The organism is Shewanella atlantica, assembly GCF_003966265.1.
GTDB lineage: Bacteria > Pseudomonadota > Gammaproteobacteria > Enterobacterales > Shewanellaceae > Shewanella > Shewanella atlantica.
In genome coordinates this window covers 15,203-27,867 of the sequence record NZ_RXNV01000002.1, presented here as the reverse complement: position 1 = coordinate 27,867, position 12,665 = coordinate 15,203, and the positions used below count along the sequence as shown (strand labels likewise).

The following is a 12,665-nucleotide window of genomic DNA, read 5'->3' as shown; positions in this document are numbered from 1 at the left end:
GTCTATTTTATCTGTTTCAAGAAATTCACCACCCTGCCCATATCCCGGGTTCTTGCCATGGGCGGCAGCGAGTTCAGGAAGGCCTGACCGTATGCACGGTTAACGATACGGTTATCACAGAGGATCAATACCCCTTTGTCTTTCTCGTCACGTATCAATCGACCCATTCCCTGATTGAGTGATATCACCGCCTGGGGCAATGAGATAGTCGAGAAGGGATCTTTCCCCTCACGGGAGATACTATCGGCTCTGGCCTGATAAAGCGTGTCATCAGGCGATACAAAGGGCAGTTTATCTATGATCACACAGCTCAGGAGTTTGCCCCGCACATCGACCCCCTCCCAGAAAGCGCCGGTTCCGAGTAGCACGCCATTACCGAGTTGACGAAATTTTTTGAGCAGACTCTGTTTGCTCCCCTGCCCCTGTACTAACAGGGGATAGGCAACCCGGCTTTGCAGTACGCTCGCACAGGCATTCATCATACGATGACTGGTAAACAGGATGAAGGTACGTCCCTGCGCAGCATTGATAGCCTGAGATGCGATATCGACTAACTCTTTGACCGCTGCGCCTTGATTGCTCACCTTAGAAAGATGCCTTGGCACACACAGAAGCGCATTATTTGGGTAATCGAAGGGACTCTCTAAGATCAGCTGCCTGGCTTTTGTGATCCCGAGCCCCTTGGTAAACAGAGTCAGATCTCTGTTTATCTGCAGGGTTGCAGAGGTAAACACCCAGCTGGTCTGGGCATCGAATAGCTTCTCACACTCACGAGCGACATTGATCGGGGCAATACGCAAAGTCAGATATCTGTGGCCGTACTCGACACTGTATGCGGCCTGATTATTTTCACATTGAAAAAATACGGTTAACTTACTGATGAACCCGTTAAGTTTTTCAAGGCCATCATCCAGCTCTTCACTCCGTCCCACATGCGATTGTAACAGGGTCTCGAGCAACTGAAGTTCTTTCAATAGCCCCCATGAACTGGCAGCCAGTTCCCTGTCCCCCATCAAGTGACGCCAATCAGAATCATAGCGATCAAACATCTGTTGATGCCAATCGTTTAACTGAGTAATGCAGCGTGACGTTAGGGCTTCTATCTGCGGCGAGTCTCTCAACTCTCCGCGGTATACCTCAATAATATGATTAAGCAGGTCGGTCAGACTTCGTGTGGAGGTTTGTTGACCGAAATAGGTCACTGCAATATCACTGAGCAAGTGTGCCTCATCGAATACCACCACATCGGAGTCGGGTAGCAGCTCGGCAAACCCCGTCTCTTTCAACACCCTGTCGGCAAAAAACAGATGATGGTTGACCACGATAACCTTGGCATCCATAGCTCGACTTCTTGCCTTACGGGTGAAGCACGCCTCGTAGTGGTCGCATCGTTTGCCGGTACACTTTTCTCGACTGCTGGCAATAAGCGGCAACACATCGGCATTTTCAGAAATCGAGGTTAAGCCGCCAAGATCGCCGTCACTGGTCTGCCCCGCCCATTGATTGATGCGTAACAGGTCATCTAACACTTTGGGATCTAATGAATCACAACCATTAAGCTGCTTCTCCATCAAATCCTGACACAAGTAGTTATTGCGTCCTTTCAATAATGCGACCTTAGGGGATATCTCCAACATGGAGAGTAAACTGGGCAAATCTTTATAAAACAGCTGTTCCTGGAGGTTTTTACTGCCGGTGCTGATAATCACCTGCTTGCCACTGAGCAATGCTGGAATAAGATAGGCAAATGTTTTACCTACCCCCGTGCCCGCTTCAACCACCAGGTCGCTCTTGTTAACGATGGCATCACAAACGGCTTCGGCCATCTGAATCTGCACATCACGTGCGCTATAGCCTTGAATGTGGCGGGCAAGCATGCCATCGCTTCCGAACGCCAGTGCGATCTCTTTTGTTAATCTGCTTGTCGTTGTGTTAGTCAAGGCGTCGTTTTCTCAGGCGGGTAAGTCAAAAAATAATAGCCCGGCTATTATCCCTGATTATCATAGTGCTTCAAGTCTCGTTATCAGATTTATCAAGAACAAAGGTACACCAGAGCTAGTATCGATAGATATGCCAGCTCATAGAGGAGAGGTTTCTGCACTGAAATCGAAACAATGAGTCTATAAGAACATAGACTCGTAGGATCAGTAAAACGTAATTATGCGGTCTTCAACTCTCGTAGATAGCGATAGATAGTGTGTATAGAGATATCTAAGCCCTTGGCAGCGATCTGAGCACTGTCTTTAAGATCGAAGATGCCCAGATCATTGAGCCGGATAACTATCTCTCGATTTTTCTTCGACGGCGAGAGGGTATCATCAGCCATCACCTGAGTTCGCACGCTCTCGATTGAACTCAGCATCATCTCATCATTGCTTCTGGCGAAGGTTTCCGGTGTAAAGCCTGAATCGACTTTGGGGGCAAGACCCGGTAACAAGGTTCGCATAACAGACTGAAACGGCGCGTCGAGATCTGAGTTGATACAGAGTAAACCGATAGCATCTTGCTCTTCATTACGGATCACTATGGTGATGGACCTTAATGTTTTACCATCCGGACTCCGGGTCATATATGAGTCAGAAACATCTTGCCCTTCATTTAGCTTCATCAACGCAAGGTTAGTGATAGGTGCTCCTACAGTTCGACCCGTGATATGACCATTGGCAATCTTAGTGATAGATGGATTGTTTGCATCCAGACTATGTAACAATACCTCGGTATGCTCACCATACATGGCGGCGATGCCATCGATAATGTTTTCACAAGCTTTCAATATGGCATGATCGCCTATCGTTAATTGTCGCACTCACGATCTCCCTTCAAAAAAACGCCACTCAGTAATATGACGTTTCAATCGATACTCAAGCTGACATTATATCAATGATTGTGGTGTCTGTGTTACTCATACCTAAGGTAACCAACTGACCAATATTGCGGATTGTGTGCTCAACATCTTCAGCGACGATCCCCTGATCTTGAGCTGCAGTACTTTGAATCGCCAACATAAATGCATTAACCGCGCTTCCAGTTGAGGTCTTGACCTTCATTGCACAAGTTGACTTAGCCCCATCACACACCATGCCAGAGCAATCACTCATGACATTTTGAATCGCGAAGCATGATTGCTGATAACTGCCACCGGCAAGGTATACCATAGCCATTGCCGCCGCAGCACTTGTCACTGTGTTACCACAAAATGCCGACAAGGGTGGATAATGAGACTTAATATAGATAGCCCCAAGATGGCTCATGATCAATGCCCTTGCGAGCAACTCATCACTGGCTTGATAGTGTTTTGCCGTCATAACTACGGGTAATGTTGCCGCTATCCCTTGATTGCCACTACCGTAATTACTCATAGCCGGAAGGCTTGCTCCTCCCATTCTTGCATCAGATGCTGCCGCAGTATGCATAAGGATATTATTGGCAAAATCCGAAGACATAAAGCCATCCTGAATACTTTTATCTATGGTTCTGCCAACTTGTAAACCATACTCATTGGCCAGTCCTTCGGCAGATAACTTAGTATTAAGTTCTGACGCATCCAGGATAAATTTGATATCTTCAAAGTTAACCTGAGTGGCGTAATCATAAATTCCGGCAATGCTGATTTCGACACCATCGCAAACCCCCGCCGTCGATGCAGAAGCACTAACCTCTTTGGTAAACACAAGCTCACCATTTAACGTTTTTTCGATCACTTGCGTATGACCACCAGAGATCTTGACTGTCACAACATCGTCACCACAGCGTGCCTTAACATAACAGTAAATAAATTCATCTGTTTGAGTTCTGTTCACCGAAACGTGACCATCGTCTATCATCAATTGCGCCCGCTCCACCTGGTCAGGTGTAATTGATGCCAGCACTTCAAGGCCTGCATCAGAGTCACCGCCGATTGCACCGACAGCAGCAGCGATAGCGAGTCCTATTTTCCCTGTGCCCGGAACAAAAACGCCCATGGAATTTTTGTACAGATTATCGGAAACATGAACAGAGATACTCTCCGGCTTTGACGCCAGCATTGCTGCCGCAACCGCTGAGGCGTAGGCCGCACAAATTGGCTCGGTACAGCCTAATGCGGGCTTAACGACGGCATTAAGAATTGCTTGGTATTGCTGCCATTGATGTTTCAAAGGACTCCCTCACTGTTAGATTACTTTAACTATCTGATATGTAGAACATTATCTAGCAAATGCGATAGCTTCAATTTCAACTTTGACACCAAGAGGCAAGTCTTTCACCGCAAAACAGCTGCGTGCCGGGCAGTCATGTTCGAAAAACTCCTGATACACCTGATTGAATGCGGCGAAATCTTGAATATCCGAAAGATAACATGTGGTCTTCAGTACCGTTTCCATATCCCCTCCTCCGGCCTCAAGAACAGATTTCAGGTTTTCCAGAGATTGACGAGATTGCGCCGAAATTCCCCCTTCGACAACACCACCTTCTTTCTTACATATAGGTAACTGGCCAGAAGTGAAAATGAGGTTTCCGTAGGCATTACCATGTGAATAAGGACCAATGGCTTCGGGGGCTTTGTCTGATGTAATGATTTTTTTCATGATTACTCCTGATTATTTAACTTGAGACAAGCTTAACCACTCAAAAATAATTGCGCAAGAATTTTTGCAAGAAGAGATTCAACCTCAAAATGGTACACATCTAAACAATCATTCCCACACAAGTAAAAGTACGGAACACTCACGCCACATAGAGCGCCTCATTCACTAGCCACCACTGAAGACTTAATGATTCATAACCTGTTCCAAGCCAACCTTACTTGCAAATTTACTTGCGAATCGATTTCGCTCAAATAGATTTGAATCATAGCAACCTAATTATCTAAGGTCTAACCGATGAGGTTTATGCGACCACCATAGGTGCAGCCATAGTCTGTACTTTAGTTAGTCTGCGCTTTAACCTAATCTGGGTTGTGTTAAGTGGCATTGCCTCCCTGATCCTTTTCCAGCACATGTTGAGCTAATTTGTTATTCACACAAGTACCGCCTTTCTATCCTATAGCACTTATAGTTATACCGATTGGTAATAGAAAGGCTTTATAGATATCAGTTCTTACCTGTGGAAACACTTTAGTCAGCTCGAAGGCGTCATCGAACCAAAGCCTTAGCCACAGAACTGTAGAGGTGGGTGACAGCAAACTTTCATCGACAAACACCCATGGGCAAACTTTCATGGGCAAAGAAGCAGATGACTCATCTAATTTGACACAGTAGTTCAGCCACCTGCTGAATGGGTGGAAATCAGTGTGATATCTCCTATTCTTTATCTAATAGACTTTATTGTGCTTCGGCTTTTAGACAGCTTGTTTACCAAAAACATTCATACAAGCCATTGAGACAAACTATTTATAAGAAAAGAATGATACGAAACCATTTATAACAAACTATGTACCAGATCATAGATAGCTACTCCTAATAGATAGGTACCCAGTCATAGATAGCTCAAACGGGAATGCACAGCATCGACTCATATCATGCCAGATTCAAAATATGTATATATCGCCCTTATAAGCCTGACACTTTTGTTTATCGCTCCTCAGCCGGGCCATTCGGCTGAGCTCTCTCCACAGCAGATCAAAACTGCTTACATCTATAATTTCATAAAGTATATAAGATGGCCAAATGAAGGAGATAAACAATCCCTAAAGCTCGCTTACTACGGTGACGACAAGGTGTTGCTAAACGTACTTAAAACACTTGAGAAACAGTCTATTCGCAGCCTATCTATCGAAGTGATACCGACAAGAAACATCAATAACTTAAGCAATATTGATATCGTTCTGGTCACTAAAAAATTTGAACCTCAATTAAGTGTGATCAACTCATTTATCAAGAGCAGACCGGTGCTTGTTATCGCCGATAACGCAATAGAGAAACAACTACTCGGCATTAACTTCATCAATAAAGGTAAGACTATAGGGTTTGAAATTAACCGCTATAACCTGATTTACCACCAGCTGACAGCATCCAAAGATATTGTCATCCTAGGTGGAACAGAAATAGAAATAGCCTCAATGGTCAAGGAGATGGAAGCCAGCCAGGAGAGTAACCGTAAACGACTCAGTGAGTTAGAAGCATACGTCATCGAAAAACAACAAAAACTAGACACTCTCTCCAAACAGCAATTAAATCAAAAGCAGTTAATCGCCCAGCAGGAATCGCATATTCAACAACAACTCAGGGCTAACAAACAGTTAGAAACTGACTTTGAGTTACTCAAATCAAATTTATCGAAGAGTAAAGAAAGGTTAAACAATAACAATAGGATGCTTAGCGAAAAACAGGCCGACTTAGCAGGTAAGTCGGTTGAAATAACCCGTCTATCGACGCAGATCGACCGTAACAAACAACTATTGCTTGAACAGCAGTCACAACTGTCTGAATCCCGGAAAAACATAGAGGAGCACGCTCTCTCCCTCAAGCAAAAAACCGATACCCTAGAGAAGCAGAACAGCCGAATTAAGACACAGATGACCGCATTATATGTCTCGATAGCCCTGATGTTGTCGGTCATTATTTCACTGGTATTAATCTATAGAGGCTTCGTGATAAAAAAGCGCATAAACCTACAGCTATCCGAAAAAAATAACCTATTAGAGGAGACGAATACCAGGTTAGTGAGTACACAAAATCAACTCGTTAAATCAGAAAAAATGGCAGCACTCGGTGGGCTGGTTGCAGGTATTGCCCACGAGATTAATACACCGATAGGGGTGTGCATCACCTCCTCCAGTCACCTCAACGAAGTCGTTACTCATTTCAAGCAGCAATATGACCAAGGCAATGTTTCTGAAGAGGATTTGGAAAACATGCTAAGCGATATTCAGCTGGGAGGAGACTTAATCAGCAGAAACCTGGCACGGGCCAGCAGCCTGATACAGAGCTTTAAGCAAGTATCTGTAGATCAAAGTCACGAGGAGACACGCACCATAAATTTTCACGAGTACCTGACGGAGATCTGCCAGAACCTGCATCATAAACTAAAGCAAAAGCATCACCTGGTTGAGATTGAGTGTGATGAGTCGCTCACTTTTACAGGAGAACCTGGTGCATTGGCGCAAATTTTTACCAACCTGATTATCAACTCTGTCATTCATGGATTTGGCGACCGAGAAAACGGAAAGATCCGCATTAAGGTTATGCAGGAAAAGGAGATACTCAACATCGATTATTCAGATAATGGCAAAGGGATCAAAAAGGAGGAACAGGAGAAGGTATTTGACCCATTTTTTACCACCAACCGAAGTGGCGGCGGCAGCGGACTTGGTATGCATATCTGCTATAACTTAGTCACTCAAAAACTCAATGGGGATATTCAGTGCATCGACAGCCAAACCGGCGCACAATTCAAAATGAGCTTCCCAGCAAGCCTTTAGCACTAGACGCTAATGCCAACCTCTGAATCAAGCCTATAATACTATTTAAATTTATAGGCTAAACCAAATTCAAAGGTTCTTTCCGGCATTGGGTTCCCCACCGCCCCATTCACAGGATAGTAATTTTGTTCATTGAACAGGTTCGCCACCTTAATATACCAATTCAATGCGGATCTCTGATCGGATAGTGTGGTGTCAAATGTAGAGATATTATCTACATCGCCATCGATATCACCATGATACCTTTGATTAAAGTTTAGAGTAGCCCAAGACAGATCACCGGTAAGTGACAAGTTACTCTTGAACTTCGCCACATCCATGGTCGCCAGCTTTGAATCATCGTAGCTAAACGCCTGACTGATAAAACCCGTAAGGTGCCAAAGTGGCGATAATCGCCACTCGAGTTCAATTTCGGCGCCATAGACCGAATAGTCCTGCGACGAATTTGAAAAGCTATTCTTACTGACCAGGTCTCCTTGTTTATCGATAAACATTATGGTTTGGCCATCGAGTGCATTTTTAGTTTGATTATAAAACCCATTAAGTTTCACAATCACAGGCGAATCTTGATACACGAATGAGAGCTCTGTGGACTCAAAGGTCTCGGCATTTAGCGATTCAGAAACTTTCCCTAAGGCAATGTCTACAGATAACGCATGATCTGCAATGTAGCCCTTGGTCTCGGCATTTAACAGATACTCTTTCAGTCCGGGCGATCGAAAGGCCGAGCTGTATGAGGCCTTCGCGGTCCAGTTTGGATTGAACTGTTTCACCAAGGCAATACGCGGCGACCACTGAGAGAAATCATCATCAAGATATTCTCCCTTGTCATAGCGTAATCCGGCCGTGAGGTGTAAGTTCTCCCAGAATGACAGCAGGGAGTAATATTGTAGGTATGCCCCTTGATACAATACTTTATCAGACTTCGCTCTCTCACTATCCGCTCGATGGCTGCCATTGCCCGCAAGCTGGTCGACACTAAGATCAGCGACAAAAAAGCCACCTAAGTCCTGACGTTGCTCAACCGATAACCCCGCAATCAGGGACTCTCGCTCTCCCATCTGCCAGCTCAACTCAGCCTCAATTAACTGAGATCTAACATCGACACGATATTGATTAAATGTAATTGGCTCGCCATCGATTGCCTGCTCCCGGTTAGAGTTAGTCGCCGTTCCCTGTTCGACTGAATTATTATTGACCCACTTCAGTGAACTATTCCATCGTGCGTTCCACTTTTTATTCCACTGAAGATAGATAACTTCTGTGCTCCAGAGGATATTATTTTCGGGCGTTGAAAAATCTCCAACCCAATGCTCCCCGAGACCACTTTGCCTCTCCAGCTCAATGTAGCCGAGACTAAATGCGCCTAAGTGATCATGGTTAAAGTACTGTCTTGCATAGACAAAGTTAGCATCTTGAACGTCATAATATTGCTGGTAAATACTGAATTCCGGTCCCACGAAGGCATTATTGCTCTCTTTATCAAATTGAGAATAAACCAGATATGAATGTCCCAGAGCGGTATGAAGGTTCCCCATCAGATTCAACCTCGCTCCCTCGTTTTGAGGACTGTAGGTCACTTCACCGGACAGATCATCGGTCTCAGAAAACATCGAGTCTACGCTCACTACACCATAAAATGCACTTTGACCGTACAGAGCCGAGGCAGGGCCGCGTAATATTTGTAGTTTGTCCATAGCCCAAAGCGGCAGCTCATTTTCGATAGGCGCCTTATTGGCTCTGGCGTGATTTAACCGAATACCATCGAGTAGCACCAGATGTTTATTGTTCTCGAAACTCCCCGCCTTCTGTCCTCGGGTTTCAAGTACCCGCTCACCAAAAATGCTATAGCTGGCGTAGGCTGGTGTGATGTCGGCTAGATCAGCAAGTTGATGAATTCCTGATTGGTAAAGCTGTCGATGGTCGAACACACTCACAGATGCAGGGGATAGGCTCATTGGCAAGTCGACTTTTGAAGATACCGATACACTTACCTCTCCGAGCTCTTCTAAGGAGAGATCAAAAATTGATTCAGCCCCATTTGCTGAATCAGAGATCACGATTAGTCCCAGCACTAATGCCAATAGGGGTAAAGCTCCCCTTATCATTAACCCCACCTCCTGCTATCGAAAGGGCAAAAATCAACCCAAAGGGTTAATACTCTGCCTCAACTGATTATAGATATCCTGCTCACCTTTTGCCCCGCAATCGGCTGTTATGTTCCAAAGCAGGTGACCACACCTCCCTTACTTTTTCTCGCACTTCTCTCACCAATCATCACAAATGAAGCTAAAACGGCTTGCCACATAATGATTCCTGACCGCTAAAAAGTGACCCCAACAATTGTCCCGCCTAAAGAACACACCTCGTAAATCGTTTTGTCAGACTAAGTAAAATATTCTCGACATATAATAAATTTAAGCCTTGACTGATGAATTTCATCAACGCCAACAAATTGAAAACCGCTATAAATACCGTGAGAACAAACCATTCAACATCCGACCGCTATCTTATTCACGGTTCAGACAAGCAACAGCCCCCTGAAGATATGACCAAACCTGATTGTACGCACAAGTGAACAACACGCATGAGCAACGGTAATAAAAACGAGCAAACATCCTATAGATGAAGAATATTCATAGGGCGAAATAAGGGGTTGCAATCGATTCAGAAAATGATTAGTTTAAATACAGAGCTTAATGAATAAGCTTACTTTTTAGATATTAGCCAACAGGCTTAATTTTCAGATATTAGATTTTTACGATAAGAGACACAAACATGATACAGCTTACGAACACTATCCATCACCACCATCATACGCGGTAGCCTTCGGAAGCTCACTGCCGAAGGACTATTTCCTTCCGGCGGTTGATTCAAGAATATCAAAAACCCCTGGAAGGAATTCCGGGGGTTTTTACGTTTTAGGCTAATAAATTGTTTTTAAATAAGTTTTTAAAGAAGTTTTATAAGAATTTATAAGTACCAACTAAAACAATTTAAAAAATTAAACAGATATTGAATCAACTTACAGGAAATAGAAGATGCCAGAATCCAAAAGATTAAGAATCGCCATTCAGAAGTCGGGTCGCCTTTCAATCGAGTCTATGAAGCTGCTAAAGAGCTGCGGCGTTAAATTTAACATCAACGAACAACGCCTTATTGCCCACTCTGACAACATGCCTATCGATCTACTTCGAGTACGTGATGATGATATACCGGGCCTTGTCATGGATGGCGTGGTCGACATGGGGATCATCGGAGAGAATGTACTCGAAGAGGAGCAGATAGAACGCGAAAGACTCGATAAGCCTTCTAGCTGTATCAAGCTACGCGAACTAGACTTCGGTGCCTGCCGCCTATCTCTTGCCGTCCCAAACGAATTCAACTATGAAGATGCCGCCTCCCTTGAAGGGCTGAGAATCGCAACGTCTTACCCTAACCTGCTTCGCCGTTACATGCAGAACAAAGGGATCACCTACAACGACTGTATGCTCAAGGGCTCGGTAGAGGTGGCTCCGCGTGCGGGTCTTGCCGATGCCATTTGTGACTTAGTGTCGACCGGTGCGACATTAGAAGCCAATGGCTTATATGAAACAGAGGTTATCTACCGCTCCAACGCCTGCATCATCCAGTCATCAGAGACTCAAATACCGGCTAAACAAGCGCTGATCGATAAAATCTTATCCCGTATCAATGGTGTGGTGCGCGCTAAAGAGAGCAAGTACATCTTGCTACACGCACCGACAGAGACACTGGAGCAGATTGTTGCTCTACTTCCCGGCGCCGAAAACCCAACGGTTCTGCCTCTCAACGACGATACCAACCGTGTGGCTATCCACGCCGTCAGCAGCGAAGACCTGTTCTGGGACACCATGGAAGAGCTGACTAAGTTAGGGGCAAGCTCCATCCTGGTTATGCCAATCGAAAAGATGATGGGGTAGTACAATGCAGATCCTCAATTGGGCATCATTAAGTGACACCGACCGCAAAGCGGCACTTTCTCGCTCACCTCTGGTTGGTGACGCGAGTCTGGAGCAAGATGTGATCGCTATCGTCAATGAAGTACAGACAGGTAAAGATGCGGCGCTCAAAGATTTCAGCCAAAGATTTGATGGCACCGCCGTCAAAGAGATAAAGCTATCTGAAGCAGAGATCAATCTGGCATGTGCCCGAGTCGATGAGGAGATTAAACTCGCCGTGAGTCAGGCGATAACCAATATCGACACCTTTCACCAGGCGCAAAAGTTTGAGCCTGTGAGCGTCGATACTCAAAAAGGGATCCGTTGTGAACTTCGCTCAGAGCCTATCGAAAAAGTCGGCTTATACATTCCCGGTGGCAGCGCACCGCTGATCTCAACGGTACTCATGTTGGCCCTGCCAGCCAAGATTGCCGGATGTGAGCAAAGAGTCCTGGTCAGCCCGCCGCCTATCAACGACGCCATCGTCTATGCAGCCAATGCCTGTGGTATCACAGAGATATTTCAGGTCGGCGGCGCCCAGGCCATTGCCGCCCTTGCCTTCGGTACCGAAACCGTTCCCGCCGTCGATAAGATTTTTGGTCCCGGTAACCGCTACGTCACCGAAGCTAAGCGAATCGTCTCTCAGGACAGTCGCTGTGTGGTGAGCATAGATATGCCGGCAGGCCCATCTGAGGTGCTATTGATAGCAGACAATGAGGCCAATGCCGAGTTTATTGCTGCCGATCTCCTGTCACAGGCGGAACACGGTCCGGACTCGCAGGTAATGCTGGTCACGGACAGTGCGGAGCTGGCAGACGAGGTTAATCTGGCACTAGCTCGCCAACTGGAGCTACTGCCGAGAGTCGATATTGCTCAGGTTGCACTCGAGTCCAGTCGCACCTTGCTTGTCGACAATATGGACCAGGCCGCAAAGGTATCAAACCTCTATGGACCCGAGCACCTTATTATACAAACCGGGGATCCCCGTGAAGTTCTGAAGCAAATCCGCGCCGCCGGCTCTGTCTTCTTAGGCGCCTATACGCCAGAATCTGTCGGTGATTATGCCAGTGGCACTAACCACGTGCTGCCAACCTATGGTTATAGCCGCGCGGTATCCAGTTTATCTCTGGCCGATTTTAGCCGCCGTTTCACCGTACAGGAGCTTAGCGCCGAGGGATTAGTAGGACTCAGCCAAACCGTTATGACCCTCGCCGCGGCCGAGCAGCTGGACGCGCACAAAAATGCCGTAGCCGTTCGAATTGCCAGCCTGAGCTCTGCAGCAACACCCGATGCCAAAGGAGTTTGAG

General features: G+C 45.8%; 9 protein-coding genes. 4 read left to right on the top strand and 5 right to left on the bottom strand.

Annotation, left to right across the window (positions count from 1 at the left end; all coding sequences use genetic code 11):
• Positions 1-2 precede the first annotated feature (2 nt).
• Positions 3-1,877 carry a DNA repair helicase YoaA gene (gene yoaA, locus EKG39_RS05415; RefSeq protein ID WP_126504745.1) on the bottom strand — a complete coding sequence of 625 codons (1,875 nt, stop codon included), beginning with the start codon at positions 1,875-1,877 and terminating at the stop codon, positions 3-5.
• Here yoaA and EKG39_RS05410 point away from each other — a divergent pair.
• On the top strand, positions 1,876-2,118 hold the full coding sequence (locus EKG39_RS05410) for a hypothetical protein (protein WP_126504744.1): 243 nt from the start codon (positions 1,876-1,878) through the stop codon (positions 2,116-2,118). The genes yoaA and EKG39_RS05410 overlap by 2 nt on opposite strands.
• A 40-nt stretch (positions 2,119-2,158) precedes the next feature.
• On the opposite strand, the gene EKG39_RS05405 is transcribed toward EKG39_RS05410, so the two are convergent.
• From EKG39_RS05405 to EKG39_RS05395, 3 genes are read right to left on the bottom strand one after another with little or no spacing between them, the layout of a single operon-like run.
• Positions 2,159-2,806 (bottom strand): helix-turn-helix transcriptional regulator, encoded by a 648-nt coding sequence (locus EKG39_RS05405; protein WP_126504743.1) that lies wholly within the window; start codon positions 2,804-2,806, stop codon positions 2,159-2,161.
• 55 nt (positions 2,807-2,861) lie between these two features.
• Positions 2,862-4,136, bottom strand: a complete 1,275-nt coding sequence (locus EKG39_RS05400) for an L-cysteine desulfidase family protein (protein ID WP_126504742.1) — start codon at positions 4,134-4,136, stop codon at positions 2,862-2,864.
• Between the two features lie 48 nt (positions 4,137-4,184).
• Positions 4,185-4,565, bottom strand: coding sequence for a RidA family protein (locus tag EKG39_RS05395; RefSeq protein WP_126504741.1), 381 nt, complete (start codon positions 4,563-4,565; stop codon positions 4,185-4,187).
• A 932-nt stretch (positions 4,566-5,497) separates the two neighbouring features.
• On the opposite strand from EKG39_RS05395, the gene EKG39_RS05385 reads away from it, so the two are divergent.
• Positions 5,498-7,399 (top strand): YfiR/HmsC family protein, encoded by a 1,902-nt coding sequence (locus EKG39_RS05385; RefSeq protein WP_126504740.1) that lies wholly within the window; start codon positions 5,498-5,500, stop codon positions 7,397-7,399.
• A gap of 41 nt (positions 7,400-7,440) precedes the next feature.
• Here EKG39_RS05385 and EKG39_RS05380 read toward each other — a convergent pair whose 3' ends face one another.
• A complete protein-coding gene (locus EKG39_RS05380; protein WP_126504739.1) occupies positions 7,441-9,507 on the bottom strand; it encodes a TonB-dependent receptor plug domain-containing protein in 2,067 nt (688 codons plus the stop codon).
• A gap of 933 nt (positions 9,508-10,440) precedes the next feature.
• Between EKG39_RS05380 and hisG the strand changes: the two genes are divergently transcribed.
• Positions 10,441-11,340: an ATP phosphoribosyltransferase gene (gene hisG / locus EKG39_RS05375; RefSeq protein ID WP_126504738.1), complete on the top strand. Its 900-nt coding sequence runs from the start codon at positions 10,441-10,443 to the stop codon at positions 11,338-11,340.
• Positions 11,341-11,344: 4 nt separating this feature from the next.
• Positions 11,345-12,664, top strand: coding sequence for a histidinol dehydrogenase (gene hisD, locus EKG39_RS05370; RefSeq protein ID WP_126504737.1), 1,320 nt, complete (start codon positions 11,345-11,347; stop codon positions 12,662-12,664).
• The last annotated feature ends 1 nt before the right edge of the window (position 12,665 follow it).